Here is a 13,531-nt window from a genome sequence, read left to right as displayed (position 1 = left end):
GGTGACGGACCGACCGCAGCGCGACTTCGACGACCTGCTCCTCGACTCCGCGGGGGCGACGCGCTCGGTGCCGGTCGAGCCCGCGGACGAGGGCGACGCCCCGGCGCGCGTGCGCGAGAGCGCACCCGACGTGCCGCGCGGCTCCTGGTTCGACGACGTGCACGACCGCCTGGTCGCGACCACCGCGCGCCGCCGGCTCTGGGAGCTCGGGCTGCCGATCCTGGTCGTGCTCGTCGCCGCCGTGCTCCGGCTCTGGAACCTGGGGCACCCCCGCTCGCTCGTCTTCGACGAGACCTTCTACGTCAAGGACGCCTGGACCCTCTGGAACCTCGGCTTCGAGGGCGCCTGGCCGGAGAACCCCGACCCCGGCTTCGCCACCGGCGCGGTCGACGTCTTCACCGGGGCGCCGTCGTTCGTCGTCCACCCCCCGCTGGGCAAGTGGATCATCGGGCTCGGGATGGGGCTGCTCGGCGCCGACGACAGCACGGGCTGGCGGATCACCACGGCGATCGTCGGGATCCTCGCGGTCGCGCTCGTCATCGTCGTCGGGAAGCTGCTCTTCCGCTCCACCTTCCTCGCCTCGCTGGCCGGGCTGCTGCTCGCGCTGGACGGGCACGCGATCGTGATGTCGCGGGTCTCGCTGCTCGACGGCATCCTGATGTTCGTCGCCCTCTGCGGCGTCGCCGCGGTCCTGCTCGACCGGCGCTGGGCGGAGGAGCGGATGGCCGCGAAGGTCGCCGCCGGCACGCTGCCGAGCTGGGGGCCCGTGCTCTGGTGGCGGCCCTGGCTGCTGACCGCCGGGCTGCTCTTCGGGCTCGCGGCCGGCGTGAAGTGGACGGGGATCTACTTCCTCGCCGCCTACGGCGTCTACGCCGTCGTCGTCGATGCGCTGCTGCGCCGGCGCGCGGGCGTGCCGTTCTGGCTGAGCGGCGCGATCCTCAAGCAGGGGCCGGTCACCTTCCTCCTCGTGGTGCCGGTCGCGCTGATCGCCTACCTCGGCACCTGGCTCGGCTGGCTGCGCACCTCCGGCGGCTGGGCGCGGCAGTGGGCGACGGAGGCGCCGGGCAACGCCTGGACCGGCGCGCTCGCCTGGGTGCCGGACTGGGCGCAGAGCCTCTGGCACTACCACGTGCAGATGTACGACTACTCGATCAATCTGCGCGCCTCGCACCCCTACGAGGCCAACCCGCTGACCTGGCTGCTGATGCTGCGGCCGACGAGCATGTACTTCGTCGACCAGGCCACCGGGGTCGACGGCTGCACGGCCGCGCGCTGCGACGAGGCGATCACCTCGGTCGCGAATCCGCTGATCTGGTACGCCGGCGTGGCCGCGCTGCTCTACCTGCTCTACCGCCTCGCGCGCTACCGCGAGTGGCGCGCCGGCTTCGTGCTGATGGGGATCGTCGCGGGCTACCTGCCCTGGCTGCTCTACCTGGACCGCACCGTCTTCCAGTTCTACTGCGTGGTCTTCGAGCCCTACATGATGCTCGCGCTGGCCCTGACGGCGGGAGTGGTGATCGGGAAGCGCGGGGACGAGCGCGCTCGGCGCACGCGCGGGATCGTGATCGTGCTGGCCTTCGTCGTGCTCGCCGCTGCGCTGACGGCCTACTTCTACCCGCTCTGGACGGGTCAGCAGACCTCGTTCGCCTTCTGGCAGGCTCACATGTGGCTGCCCTCGTGGGTCTGATCGGGCGGATCGGTCCCGGCCTCGCGGCCTGCGCGGCCGCGGCGGTGCTCGCCTTCGCGGTGCACCTCGCCGTGCCCGCGGTGCCGATGCTGACGGCCGCGGTGGCGCTCGGGATCCTCGTCGCCCAGCTGCCGGCGGCGCGCCCGGTGCTCGGTGGCCGCCTGGCTCCGGGTCTGAAGTTCTCCTCGCGGACGCTGATGCGCACGGGCATCGTGCTGCTGGGGCTGAAGCTCTCGCTCGTCGACATCGCCGCGCTGGGCTGGGGCGCGATCCTGATCGTGGTCGCGATCGTGCTGGCGACCTTCGCGCTGACCTACGGGCTCGGGCGGGCGCTGCGGCTGCCGGGGCGCGAGCCGCTGCTGCTCGCCGCGGGCTTCTCGATCTGCGGGGCCTCGGCGATCGGCGCGATGGCCGGGGCGACCCGGGCGAAGGAGGAGGAGCAGGCCGTCCCGGTCGCGCTCGTCACCCTCTGCGGGACGCTCGCGATCGCGGTGCTGCCGGCGCTGCGGTACCCGCTCGGTCTGACCGACGTGGAGTTCGGGCACTGGGTGGGCGCGTCGGTGCACGACGTCGGGCAGGTGGTGGCGACGGCGCAGGTCGCGGGCGCGTCGGCCCTCGCGATCGCGGTGGTCGTGAAGCTGACCCGCGTGGTGATGCTCGCGCCGATGGTGGCGGTGGCCGCGGCCGTGACGCGGCGCGGCGGCGCCGAGGGCGGGCCGCGGCCGGCGATCGTGCCGCTGTTCGTGGTCGGCTTCCTCGCGGCGGTGCTGCTGCGGACGCTCCTGCCGCTGCCGGAGGGCGTGCTGGTCGCCGCCGACACCGCGCAGACCTGGCTGCTGGCGGCGGCGCTCTTCGCGCTCGGCAGCGGGGTGCGGCTGCGGGCGCTGCTGACGACGGGCTGGCGGGCGCTGGTCGTCGCGCTCGCGTCCTGGTTCGCGATCGCGGCGATGGCGCTGGCGGCGGTGCACGCGACGCTGTAGGGCACTGCCGGACCCTGGGACTGTTACGGGATGCGACGCCCCCGGCGCGTGGGTGTCGGCGGCTCCCGCTAGCGTCGATCGCATGGCAGATCGCGAGTACGGCTTCAAGACGCGGGCAATCCACGCCGGCAACATCCCCGACCCGGTGACGGGCGCGCGAGCGCTGCCGATCTATCAGACGAGCGCGTTCGTCTTCGACGACACCTCCGATGCGGCGGCGCGGTTCGCCCTGCAGAAGTACGGGAACATCTACTCCCGGCTCTCCAACCCCACCGTGGCCTCGTTCGAGGAGCGGGTCGCGAGCCTCGAGGGCGGCCTCGGCGCCGTCGCGACCGCCTCCGGCCTGTCGGCGCAGTTCATCACCTTCGCGGCGCTGGTCGGCGCGGGCGACCACGTGGTCTCCTCCGCGAACCTCTACGGCGGCTCGATCACCCAGCTCGACGTGACGCTGCGGCGCTTCGGCGTCGAGACGACGTTCGTGCAGTCGAGCGACCCGGCGGACTACGCGGCCGCGATCACCGACAAGACGAAGGTCCTCTACGCCGAGACCATCGCGAACCCCTCCGGCGAGATCGCCGACATCGAGGGTCTCGCCGCCGTCGCGCACGCGGCCGGCATCCCGCTGATCATCGACTCGACCGTCGCGACGCCGTACCTCGTCCGGCCGATCGAGTGGGGCGCCGACATCGTCATCCACTCGGCCACCAAGTTCCTCGGCGGGCACGGCACCACCCTCGGCGGCGTCGTCGTCGAGTCGGGTCGCTTCCACTACTCGCACGAGAAGTTCCCGCTGCTGCACGACGCGGTCGCCTCGTACGGCGGTCTCTCCTGGGACGGCAACTTCGGCGAGTACGGCTTCCTCACGCGCCTCCGCGCTGAGCAGCTGCGCGACATCGGCCCTGTCCTCGCCCCGCACTCGGCGTTCCTGCTCGCGCAGGGCGTCGAGACGCTGCCGTACCGGATCCAGGCGCACGTCGACAACGCCCGCCGCGTCGCGGAGTGGCTCGACGCCGACCCGCGGATCGAGGAGGTCTACTGGGCCGGCCTCCCCGCGCACCCGCACCACGCGCGCGCGCAGAAGTACCTGCCCAAGGGCCCCGGCTCGGTCTTCAGCTTCGTCGTCAAGGGCGGCCGCGCCGTCGGCCAGACCTTCATCGAGTCGGTCGACCTCGCCAGCCACCTCGCCAACATCGGCGACGCGAAGACCCTGGTGATCCACCCCGCCTCGACGACGCACGCGCAGCTCACCGAGGAGCAGCTGCTGCACGCCGGCGTGCTGCCGGGCCTGGTCCGGCTCTCGGTCGGCATCGAGGACGCGGATGACATCATCTACGACCTCGACCAGGCGCTGACCCGCGCGGTCGAGAAGCACGGCACTCCGGACGCACCGACCGAACTGCCGGACGACGTCTCGGTGACCATCGACTCCCCGACCGTGGAGGTCTGACCATGAGCGACACCGCCACCGCGACCGCCACCGCGACCACCGGGGCCGACGACACCGTCGTCGCGCACCTGTCCAACGGGCTCAGCTGCTCCGTGCCGACGAACTCGCCCCTGGCGAAGCTGCTGAAGTCGCAGCGCACCTGGGTCGGGCCGGACGCGAAGAAGCGGCTCGAGATCCTCCGCCGGGCGAAGACCGTCGCGATCGTCGGCGCCTCGCCCAACCCGGCGCGCTCCTCCTACTTCGTCTCGACCTACCTCCAGCAGTCGAGCGACTACGAGCTGTACTTCGTGAACCCGAACGCGAAGGAGATCCTCGGGCAGCCCGTCTACAAGAGCCTCGCCGACCTCCCCGTCGTGCCGGACATCGTCGACGTCTTCCGCAAGGCGAGCGACATCCCCTCCGTCATCGACGACGTCGTGGCCATCGGCGCCCCGACGGTCTGGGTGCAGCTCGGCATCTGGAACCAGGAGGCCGCCGAGTACGGCGAGTCGAAGGGCCTCACCGTCGTGATGGACCGCTGCCTCAAGGTCGAGCACGCCCGCTTCCACGGCGGCCTGCACCTCCTCGGCTTCGACACCGGCCAGATCACCTCCCGCAAGACCCTGCGCTGACGCCTCCGCGAGATGCCACTTGTGCGCGCTTCTCACGGCGTGTCGCGTGCACAAGTGGCATCTCGCGGAGGGGGTCAGTCGCCCTTCACGTTGACGAGCTGGCGGAGGGTGTGCCGGACCTCGACCAGGTCGGCCGCGTCGGCCATCACGCGGTCGATCGGCTTGTAGGCCGCCGGGATCTCGTCGAGGAAGGCGTCGGTGTCGCGGTACTCGATGCCGGCCATCGCCTCGCGCAGCTGCTCGTGACTGAAGGCCTTCCGCGCCGCGGAGCGCGAGTACTCGCGCCCGGCGCCGTGCGGCGACGAGTTCAGCGACATCGCGTCACCGCGCCCGACCACCACGTAGGAGGCCGTCCCCATCGAGCCGGGGATGAGCCCCGGCCGGCCGGCGTCGGCCTGGATCGCGCCCTTCCGGCTGACCCAGACGTCGCGGCCGAAGTGGCGCTCCTTCTCGGTGAAGTTGTGGTGGCAGTTGATCCGCTCCCGCTCCTCCACCGCGACGCCGCTCCACTCGGCGAGCTGCCGGATCACCCGGTCCATCATCTCCTCGCGGTTGAGCAGGGCGAACCGCTGCGCCCAGCGCAGCTCGGCGACGTAGCGGTCGAACTGCTCCGTCCCCTCGACCAGGTAGGCGAGGTCGCGGTCGGGCAGCGCGATCCAGTGCCGCTCGCAGTACTCCCGGGCGACGCGGATGTGCGCGGTCGCGATCCGGTTGCCCACGCCCCGCGAGCCCGAGTGCAGGAACAGCCAGACCGCGTCGGTCTCGTCGACGCTCACCTCGATGAAGTGGTTGCCGCTGCCGAGCGAGCCGACCTGCAGCCGCCAGTGCTTCGCCGACCGCGCCGGGTCGAAGCCCGCCTCGGCGGCGAGCGCCTCCAGCTCGGCCACCCGCGGCTCGGCGGTCGCGACGATCTTCCGGTTCGCCGCGCCGGCGGACAGCGGGACGGCGCGCTCGATCTGGCGCCGCAGCTCGCCCAGGTCGCGACCGGCGAGGTCGCTCCGGGAGAACTGCGTGCGCACGGCGATCATGCCGCAGCCGATGTCGACGCCGACGGCCGCCGGGATGAGCGCGCCGAGGGTCGGGATGACCGAGCCGACCGTCGCGCCGAGCCCGAGGTGGGCGTCGGGCATCAGCGCCAGGTGGGGGTGGATGAACGGCATCTCCGAGGCGGTGAGCGCCTGCTGCCGAGCGTTGTCGTCCAGGATGCTCGCCCAGGAGACGAGTCGGTCCGTGATTCTCTGCATGGTCCTTCCTCTCGTGAAGGCCCGGCGGTCGCCGGGATCGGGGTGGGACGCGCTCGGGGCGGCGGGATGCCGCGAGCCGACCGCGAGGCCCCTCCCCTGCAGAGGAGTGCCGACGCACGAGGGCCCCGAGACGGTGTCGTCCGGGAGCCCTCGGCGGATGCCTAGGGGAGCCGGACGACGCCGGGCTGGAGATTCGCGAGATCGCGCTTCGAGCGTTCGAGCTCGACCGCGCCGACGAGGGCGCGGGGGCGGTCGGCGACGAGCAGCTCGTCGCGGGTCGATCGATACGCGGTCACGGGCTGCTCCTTCCGGGCGTCGGGGGTGCGCACTCCGGTGGCGCGCCCGCCGAAGCTAGCAGTGCCACCGGGCCCGTGCAACCCGGGCGTGTCGCGCGGCGCGGGCCGTCGTCACGGTCGGGCGGGGGATCCTCCTGGCGCTGAGCGAGCACCTCCCCCGCGAGTCGGAGTCTCCTCCGCATCGCGTGGGCGCTCTCTGAGCGACCCCTCCGTGTCCCCGGTTCCGGGACAGCGACCGGAGTAGGCAGGACGGGCAAGGGAGAAGCGAACTCCGCCGATCGTGACGACGAATCAGGCCGCCCGGCGGCCACGAAGAGGTGTACGAAACGATGAGAACCACCCGTCCCACTCCAGTCGTCCAGCGCCCGAGGCGCCTCCTGATCGCGGGGGTCGCCTGCGGCGCCCTCGCCTTCGGGTCGGTCGCCACGGCGCCCGCCGTCTTCGCGGCCGAGGCGCCGACCAGCGCCGCTGCCGCGTCGGCCGCCGCCTGGCCCGTCGTCGCCGAGGGCGAGAACAGCGCCAACGCCCGCACCGTGCAGCACCTGCTGAACGCGGCCGGTGCCTCCGTCGACGCCGACGGCGTCTTCGGGCCCGCCACCGCCGCCGCGGTGACCTCCTTCCAGAGCGCGCGCGGCCTGTCCGCCGACGGCGTCGTCGGCGCGCAGACCTGGGCGGCGCTGATCACCACGGTGTCCTCCGGGGACTCCGGTGAGGCGGTCAGTGCGCTCCAGGTCCAGCTGAACAAGGTCGGCGCGAGCATCACGGTCGACGGCGCGTTCGGCGCCGCGACCCTGGCCGCGGTGAAGAGCGTCCAGTCGGCGGCCGGACTCACCGTCGACGGAGTCGTCGGACCGCAGACCTGGCAGTCGCTCGTCGGCGCCGGCTCGGGTACCACGCCCGACCCCGGCCAGCCGGGCGAGACGTTCGCGACCCTCAGCGAGGAGCAGCTCGCGAACGTCCGCACGATCATCGCCGAGGGCAAGACCGCCGGCGTGCCGGAGTACGGCTGGGTGATCGCCATCGCGACCGCCATGCAGGAGTCGCGACTGCGCAACCTCTCCGGCGGCGACCGCGACTCGGTCGGCCTCTTCCAGCAGCGCCCGTCGGCGGGCTGGGGCGACCCGGCCGATCTGGTCGACCCGGTCTACGCCTCGAGGGCGTTCTACGGGGCGGCGAACAGCCCCACCAGCAACACCGGGCTGACGGACATCGCCGGCTGGGAGTCGATGTCGGTGACCGAGGCGGCGCAGGCCGTGCAGGTCTCCGCCTACCCGGACGCCTACGCGCAGTGGGAGACCCTGGCGCGCGAGGCCGTCGAGAGCGAGGGATGAGGATCATGAGCACGACAGAGATCAGCACGACAGAGATCAGCACGACAGGCACCACCACTGCCCCGGAGATCCGGCGGCCACGGAGCCTCGGCGCCCGCGCCCTCGCGGTCGTCACCGCCCTGCTGCTCGCCCTCGGCGTCAGCGTCGGCACGGCGACCAGCGCCCAGGCGGCCGACTGGCCCGTCCTCTCCTCCGGCGCGACCGGCGAGGACGTGACCACCGCGCAGTACCTCCTGCGCTCCTCCGGCCAGTCGCTCGCCGTCGACGGCGCGTTCGGCGTCGGCACGCAGTCGGCGGTCACCTCCTTCCAGTCCGGCGCGGGCCTCGCGGCCGACGGCGTGATCGGCGCGGCCACCTGGGGTGCACTGACGGTGACCGTGCAGAGCGGCGCCTCCGGGGACGCGGTCAGCGCGGTGCAGACGCAGCTGAACGCGAACGGCGCGTCCGTCGCGGTCGACGGCGCGTTCGGCGCGGCGACGACCGCCGCGGTGCAGAGCTTCCAGGGTGGCGCCGGGCTGACCGCCGACGGCATCGTCGGGCCGGCCACCTGGAAGGCGCTGATCACCGGGACCGGCGGCACGACTCCTCCCCCGTCGGGCGACGCCGCCGCGACCGCGCAGGCGATCCTCGACAACCCGGGGATCGAGCTCTACGAGCTGGGCTCGGACGCCGCCTCCACCTCGCTCGCCAACGTCCGCGACACGGCCGACGGCCAGCCCGCGAAGACGAGCCCCGAGGGCGACGCCGGAGTGACCTCGGTCGCGCTGAACCCGGCCATGCTCGACGCGCTGCTGAAGCTCAACACGCAGTACGGCCACACGCTGCGGGTCACCTCCATCGCGGGTGAGGACCACTCCACGGGCTCCGGCCACTACACCGGCGACGCGGTCGACATCGACCTGATCGACGGCGTGCGGGTCTACGAGGGCGCCGACCACCAGGCGATCCAGAACGCCTGCGCCGAGATGGGCGCGACGCTCACGCTCGGCCCCGGCGACGCGGGCCACTCGGACCACGTGCACTGCGAGTTCTGAGATGCGACAACGCTGAACAGGAAGGGGGCGGGCGCTCGATCGGGCGCCCGCCCCCTGCCGCGCGCGAGGCGTAGTCTCGGACGATGAGTGCTTACGTCTCCGCCTTCGACCTGTTCAGCGTGGGGATCGGGCCGTCGAGCTCGCACACCGTCGGGCCGATGCGGGCGGCGCTGGCGCTGGCCGAGCGGCTGCGCGAGGCGGGGCTGCTCGAACGGGTGAGCCGCGTGGTCTGCACGCTCTACGGCTCGCTCGGCTCGACGGGCATCGGCCACGGGACGCCCGATGCGATCGTCGCGGGGCTCTCCGGTCTGCATCCGGAGACCTGCGATCCGGCGGAGGTCCGCGGCGCATGGGCTCGCCTCGACGAGGAGGACTCGATCGCGCTCGCGGGCGAGGTGCGGCTCCCGATGATCCGCGACGACATCGCCTTCGAGCCGCGCACCCGGCTGCCCGAGCACCCGAACGCCCTGACCTTCAGCGTCTGGCTCGGCGACGCGGCGCTGCCGGAGTGGGAGGACACCTACTACTCGATCGGCGGCGGCTTCATCCGCCGGGCCGGTGAGCGCGCCGAGCTGGCCTCGCTCGCCCCGCACCCCTACCCGTTCGTCTCGGCGCTCGACCTGCTCGCGACCTGCGACCGGACCCGCTCGAGCATCGACGAGATCGCCGCCGCCAACGAGCGGGCGCTGCACCCGGACCTCGACGTGGACGCGCGGCTCGACGCGATCTGGGACGCGATGGCCGCGTGCGTCGACCACGGGCTCGCGACGGACGGCGTCCTGCCGGGCGGTCTCGGTGTTCGGCGCCGCGCCTCCGTGCTGCGCGAGCGGCTCGAGGCCTTCGAGGACGACCCGCTGGACCGCGCCCGGGCGACCTCGGTGGAATGGCTGCACGCGTTCGCGCTCGCGGTCAACGAGGAGAACGCGGCGGGCGGTCGCGTGGTCACCGCGCCGACCAACGGGGCGGCGGGCATCATCCCGGCCGTCGCGCACCACTACCTGCGCTTCGTGCCGGGGGCCGACCCCGCGGGCATCCGGCGGTTCCTGCTCACGGCGACCGCGATCGGCTCGCTCTGCAAGACCAACGCGTCGATCTCGGGCGCGGAGGCGGGCTGCCAGGGCGAGGTCGGCTCGGCCTGCGCGATGGCGGCCGGCGCCCTCTGCGCGGTGCTCGGCGGGACTCCGCGGCAGGTGGAGAACGCGGCCGAGATCGCGATGGAGCACCACCTCGGGCTGACCTGCGACCCCGTCGGCGGGCTGGTGCAGATCCCGTGCATCGAGCGCAACGCGATCGCGGCCTCCACCGCGGTGAGCGCCGCGCGGCTCGCGCTGCACGGCGACGGGACGCACCGCGTGTCGCTCGACACGGTGATCGAGACGATGCGGCAGACGGGCATCGACATGTCCTCGAAGTACAAGGAGACCAGCGAGGGCGGCCTCGCGGTCAACGTCATCGAGTGCTGAGGCGCCGTCGACCGGGCGGCGCCCGGATGACCGGGCGTTACGCGTCCGGGTGCGCGGCGTCGGTGGTGGGACCTACCGTGGCCGGGTGACCAGCTCCCCGTACCTCGCCCGGCCGATCGTCTCGACCCAGTGGCTCGCCGACCACCTCGGCCGCGAGAACCTCGTCGTGGTCGATGCGAGCGTGCTGTTCGTGCCCGGCTTCGACGGCCGCTACCGCTATCTCAGCGGCGAGGACCAGTACCTGGTCGAGGGGCACGTGCCGGGCGCCGTCTTCGCCGACCTGATCGAGCAGCTCTCCGACGCCGAGGCCGCGCAGCCGTTCTCGCGCCTCGACCCGGAGCGCCTCGCCGCGGCGGTCGGCGCGCTCGGCATCGACGACGGGTCGGTCGTCGTCGTCTACGACTCCGCGGTGGGGCAGTGGGCCTCGCGGCTCTGGTGGCTGCTGCGGGCGGCCGGGCACGACGCGGTCGCCGTGCTCGACGGCGGTCTCACGGCGTGGCGGCAGGAGGCGCGGGCCGTCGAGACCGGGCACGTCGCTCCGGTCGCCGGCCCCGGGATCACCGTGCGCGCGGAGCGGCCGCTCTGGGTCGACAAGGCCGAGGTCGAGCGGATCGTCCGCGGCGAGGCGCCGGGCGCGCTCGTCTGCGCGGTGCCGCCGAAGGAGTTCACCGGTGAGGCCGGGCAGCGACCGCGCCGCGGCCACCTGCCGGGCTCGGTCAGCGTTCCCGCCGCCCGACTCGTCGACCGCGAGACCAACACGCTCCTGCCGGCCGAGCGGCTCCGCGCCCTCTTCGGCGAGACGCTGCGGGCCGAGCGCATCGTCCTCTACTGCGGCGGCGGCATCGCCGCGACGGCCGACGCGCTCGCGCTCGCCGTGCTCGGGGTCGACACGGCGGTCGTCTACGACGGCTCGCTGAACGAGTGGGCCGCGGACCCGGACGCGCCGCTGGTGGTCACGGCCGCCTGAACTGCTCCGGGAGGGTCGCCAGCTGCTGCGGGAGGGTCGTCGTCGGCAGCGCGCAGACGAACGCCTCGCAGGAGTAGGCGGTCGGCGCTCCGTCGCGCGAGGCGCGGCCCTCGAAGAGCTCGAAGCCGGCCTCCGCCCACGCGGCGGCGACCGAGTCGGCGACGACCGCGAGGACGCCGAGCTCCGTCTCGTGCGCGTCGGCGCGCAGCTCGGCCGCCTCCTCCGCCCGGGCGTCCGGCACCACCACGACCAGCTGCGTGACGGGTCGGGCGAGCCGCCCGGCCAGGGCGAGCACGCCGCCGAAGCCCCTCGGCTGCCCGAGCGCGCTCGGCGCGATGCCGCCGACGACGGCCTCCGCCGCCTCGCGGTAGCGCAGCTCGCCGGTCAGCAGGTAGAGCCCGTGCGCGGCGTCGGCCGCCGCGGAGAGACCCGAGGGGTAGGCGCCCTCGGACGGATCCGCCGCGAGCAGGAGACCCCGCGCGACGAGCGCCGGATCCCCGCCGCCGGGCAGCGCGAACGGCGGCCAGGCCGTCGCTGCGTCGAGAGCCCCGTCGATCAGCGACCGCGCGACGACCGCGTACCGGGGCGCGCCTTCGGCGAGCGCGAGCTGCAGCAGCCCGCCGGCGAGCATCCCCAGGTCCTCCAGCGCGGGCCGCGCGGCCGAGACGGAGTCGCCGAGCGAGGCGCGGACGCTCACGCGCCCGTCGACCAGGTGCCGCTCGATCAGCAGATCCGCGGCCGCCCGCGCCGCCGCGATCCAGTCCTCCCGGCCCAGCAGCCGTCCGGCCCGCGCGAGCGCCCCGATCGCCAGCCCGTTCCAGCCCGTGACGACCTTCTCGTCGAGCGCCGGCGGGCTCAGTTCGGACCGGTCCTCGGCGAGGTAATAGCCGCCCTCCGAGCGCTGCCCATCGATGAGGCTCTCCGAGTCCTGCGCGCTCGCGAAGCCGCCGCTCGGCCGCCGCAGCGTCGCGAGCAGGAAGTCGGCGATCCCCTCCGCCACCCCGGCGACGGCCTCCCGATCGACGCCGTCGCGCCCGAGCAGCAGCGCCGCGACGTCGAGCAGCTGCGCGTTGTCGTAGAGCATCCGCTCGTAGTGCGGATCGCTCCAGTCCTCCCGCGTCGCGTAGCGGAAGAAGCCGCCGTCGCGATCCCGCAGCGGCGAGCCCGCCAGCGTCAGCAGCGTCCGCTCGGCCAGCTCCGCCCCGCTCCCCCGCGACGCCAGGAACCCGAGCACCGGCGCCACCGGGAACTTCGGCGCCCCGCCGAATCCGCCGTGCACGAGGTCCTCCTCGGCGGCGAGCGCGGCGACGGCCGCGTCGAGCGCGGCGTCGTCCGGGAGCGCACCGGCCGGCGGGACCACCGCCGTCGCCTCCCGCAGCGCGGCGCTGAGCGAGCCGGCCGTGGCGTGCACCTCGTCGCGCCGCAGCCGCCACGCCTCCGACACCGCGTCGAGGACGTCCGAGAAGGCGGGCACGCCGCCGACGGCCCGCGGCGGGAAGTAGGTGCCGGCGTAGAACGGCTCACCCGTCGGCGTGGTGAAGACGGTCAGCGGCCAGCCGAGGTTCCTGGTGAAGGCGCTGGCGGCGGTGAGATAGGCGGTGTCGACATCGGGGTGCTCCTCGCGGTCGACCTTCACGGCGACGAATCCGCCGTTCAGGCGCTCCGCGAGCACCGGATCCGAGAACGACTCCCGCGCCATCACGTGGCACCAGTGGCAGGTCGCGTACCCGATCGACACGAGCACCGGCACGTCCCGCCGCACCGCCTCCGCGAACGCCTCCTCGCCCCACGGGAACCAGTCGACGGGGTTGCCCGCGTGCGAGCGGAGGTACGGGCTGACACTGGAGCGGAGTCGTTCGGCCATGCCGTCCACGCTAGACGCCGCCCCGCCCGGGGGTGTCCCTGCTGGGTGTCGCGATCCCGTCCACCGGAAGTGTCGGTGACGGTGGGTCTCGATACGCCCCTTCGGGGCTACTCGACCAGCAAGCGGGGGGGGTGCGGTCTGCTCCCGCACCTCCTGAGAGCGGGCACCCTCGCCCCCGGCGGGGTGGACGCGGTGCCTCGTCGCGGCTCCTGGCTCGGGTCTGGCGGGCGCGCCGCAGGCGCGCGGGAAGGAGCCGCGACGAGGCACCGCGTCCGCCCCACCCGCCAGCACGACGGACGTCAGCGCTCGAAGAACCACCCGGTCGGCCGCTGCGGCCCCGCCGCCCCACCCCCGCTCGCCCGCCGGCCGAACACCAGGTACGCGATGCTGCCCGCGAACGGCAGGATCACGATCAGCGCCACCCAGCCGACCTTCGCCACCTTCGACAGCCGCCCGTTCGCCAGCACGCCCCGGATCGCGAGGATCAGCAGGACGATGTTGAGGATCACGAGGAGGGACTGCGTGTTCACACTCGGCTCTCTGCTCGGTCCGCTCGGCGCGGGTGGCCGCCCGCGGGATTCCGCCGGGAGACCTGGGCATCATGTCA

12 protein-coding genes are annotated in these 13,531 nt (G+C 73.7%); 8 read left to right on the top strand and 4 right to left on the bottom strand.

All coding sequences use genetic code 11. The features are described 5' to 3' along the window. Nucleotide 1 precedes the first annotated feature (1 nt). The 4 genes from GSU72_RS05475 (at nucleotide 2) to GSU72_RS05460 (ending at nucleotide 4,725) form a co-directional block, all read left to right on the top strand. The gene (locus tag GSU72_RS05475; protein WP_244255988.1) at nucleotides 2–1,687 is read left to right on the top strand and encodes a phospholipid carrier-dependent glycosyltransferase; all 1,686 of its coding nucleotides are present in this window, start codon (nucleotides 2–4) and stop codon (nucleotides 1,685–1,687) included. Then, nucleotides 1,666–2,667 (top strand): putative sulfate exporter family transporter, encoded by a 1,002-nt coding sequence (locus GSU72_RS05470; protein ID WP_159984144.1) that lies wholly within the window; start codon nucleotides 1,666–1,668, stop codon nucleotides 2,665–2,667. Before GSU72_RS05475 ends, GSU72_RS05470 begins: the two co-directional genes overlap by 22 nt. 82 nt (nucleotides 2,668–2,749) lie before the next feature. Next, complete coding sequence (locus GSU72_RS05465) at nucleotides 2,750–4,114, top strand: O-acetylhomoserine aminocarboxypropyltransferase/cysteine synthase family protein (protein ID WP_159984143.1); 1,365 nt, start codon at nucleotides 2,750–2,752, stop codon at nucleotides 4,112–4,114. Nucleotides 4,115–4,116: 2 nt separating this feature from the next. Then, entirely contained in the window at nucleotides 4,117–4,725 is a 609-nt protein-coding gene (locus GSU72_RS05460; protein ID WP_159984142.1) for a CoA-binding protein, read from the top strand. Nucleotides 4,726–4,799: 74 nt separating this feature from the next. Here GSU72_RS05460 and GSU72_RS05455 read toward each other — a convergent pair whose 3' ends face one another. Both GSU72_RS05455 and GSU72_RS21810 read right to left on the bottom strand, forming a co-directional pair. Beyond that, the gene (locus GSU72_RS05455) at nucleotides 4,800–5,969 is read right to left on the bottom strand and encodes an RtcB family protein (protein ID WP_159984141.1); all 1,170 of its coding nucleotides are present in this window, start codon (nucleotides 5,967–5,969) and stop codon (nucleotides 4,800–4,802) included. A gap of 161 nt (nucleotides 5,970–6,130) precedes the next feature. Further along, nucleotides 6,131–6,265, bottom strand: a complete 135-nt coding sequence (locus GSU72_RS21810) for a hypothetical protein (RefSeq protein WP_279631728.1) — start codon at nucleotides 6,263–6,265, stop codon at nucleotides 6,131–6,133. A gap of 329 nt (nucleotides 6,266–6,594) precedes the next feature. Here GSU72_RS21810 and GSU72_RS05450 point away from each other — a divergent pair, with 329 nt between their 5' ends. From GSU72_RS05450 to GSU72_RS05435, 4 genes are all read left to right on the top strand, one after another. Beyond that, nucleotides 6,595–7,596, top strand: a complete 1,002-nt coding sequence (locus GSU72_RS05450) for a peptidoglycan-binding protein (protein WP_159984140.1) — start codon at nucleotides 6,595–6,597, stop codon at nucleotides 7,594–7,596. Nucleotides 7,597–7,601: 5 nt separating this feature from the next. Continuing rightward, nucleotides 7,602–8,630: a peptidoglycan-binding protein gene (locus GSU72_RS05445; protein ID WP_159984139.1), complete on the top strand. Its 1,029-nt coding sequence runs from the start codon at nucleotides 7,602–7,604 to the stop codon at nucleotides 8,628–8,630. Between the two features lie 83 nt (nucleotides 8,631–8,713). Next, nucleotides 8,714–10,093 carry an L-serine ammonia-lyase gene (locus GSU72_RS05440; RefSeq protein ID WP_159984138.1) on the top strand — a complete coding sequence of 460 codons (1,380 nt, stop codon included), beginning with the start codon at nucleotides 8,714–8,716 and terminating at the stop codon, nucleotides 10,091–10,093. Nucleotides 10,094–10,178: 85 nt separating this feature from the next. Then, entirely contained in the window at nucleotides 10,179–11,060 is an 882-nt protein-coding gene (locus GSU72_RS05435) for a rhodanese-like domain-containing protein (RefSeq protein WP_159984137.1), read from the top strand. Here the strand turns inward: GSU72_RS05435 and GSU72_RS05430 are convergent. After that, a complete protein-coding gene (locus tag GSU72_RS05430) occupies nucleotides 11,047–12,924 on the bottom strand; it encodes a DUF255 domain-containing protein (RefSeq protein WP_159984136.1) in 1,878 nt (625 codons plus the stop codon). The genes GSU72_RS05435 and GSU72_RS05430 overlap by 14 nt on opposite strands. Before the next feature lie 299 nt (nucleotides 12,925–13,223). Beyond that, nucleotides 13,224–13,454 (bottom strand): PLD nuclease N-terminal domain-containing protein, encoded by a 231-nt coding sequence (locus GSU72_RS05425; RefSeq protein WP_159984135.1) that lies wholly within the window; start codon nucleotides 13,452–13,454, stop codon nucleotides 13,224–13,226. Nucleotides 13,455–13,531 lie beyond the last annotated feature (77 nt).

Source organism: Rathayibacter sp. VKM Ac-2760 (assembly GCF_009834185.1).
GTDB lineage: Bacteria > Actinomycetota > Actinomycetes > Actinomycetales > Microbacteriaceae > Rathayibacter.
This window is presented reverse-complemented; position numbering and strand designations above follow the sequence as displayed.

What these genes read in the sequence shown, in the direction of transcription:
- GSU72_RS05430 (WP_159984136.1), bottom strand. Translation starts at nt 12,924, where the DNA reads ATGGCCGAACGACTCCGCTCCAGTGTCAGCCCGTACCTCCGCTCGCAC.
- GSU72_RS05455 (WP_159984141.1), bottom strand. Translation starts at nt 5,969, where the DNA reads ATGCAGAGAATCACGGACCGACTCGTCTCCTGGGCGAGCATCCTGGAC.
- GSU72_RS05460 (WP_159984142.1), top strand. Translation starts at nt 4,117, where the DNA reads ATGAGCGACACCGCCACCGCGACCGCCACCGCGACCACCGGGGCCGAC.
- GSU72_RS05465 (WP_159984143.1), top strand. Translation starts at nt 2,750, where the DNA reads ATGGCAGATCGCGAGTACGGCTTCAAGACGCGGGCAATCCACGCCGGC.
- GSU72_RS05445 (WP_159984139.1), top strand. Translation starts at nt 7,602, where the DNA reads ATGAGCACGACAGAGATCAGCACGACAGAGATCAGCACGACAGGCACC.
- GSU72_RS05440 (WP_159984138.1), top strand. Translation starts at nt 8,714, where the DNA reads ATGAGTGCTTACGTCTCCGCCTTCGACCTGTTCAGCGTGGGGATCGGG.
- GSU72_RS05450 (WP_159984140.1), top strand. Translation starts at nt 6,595, where the DNA reads ATGAGAACCACCCGTCCCACTCCAGTCGTCCAGCGCCCGAGGCGCCTC.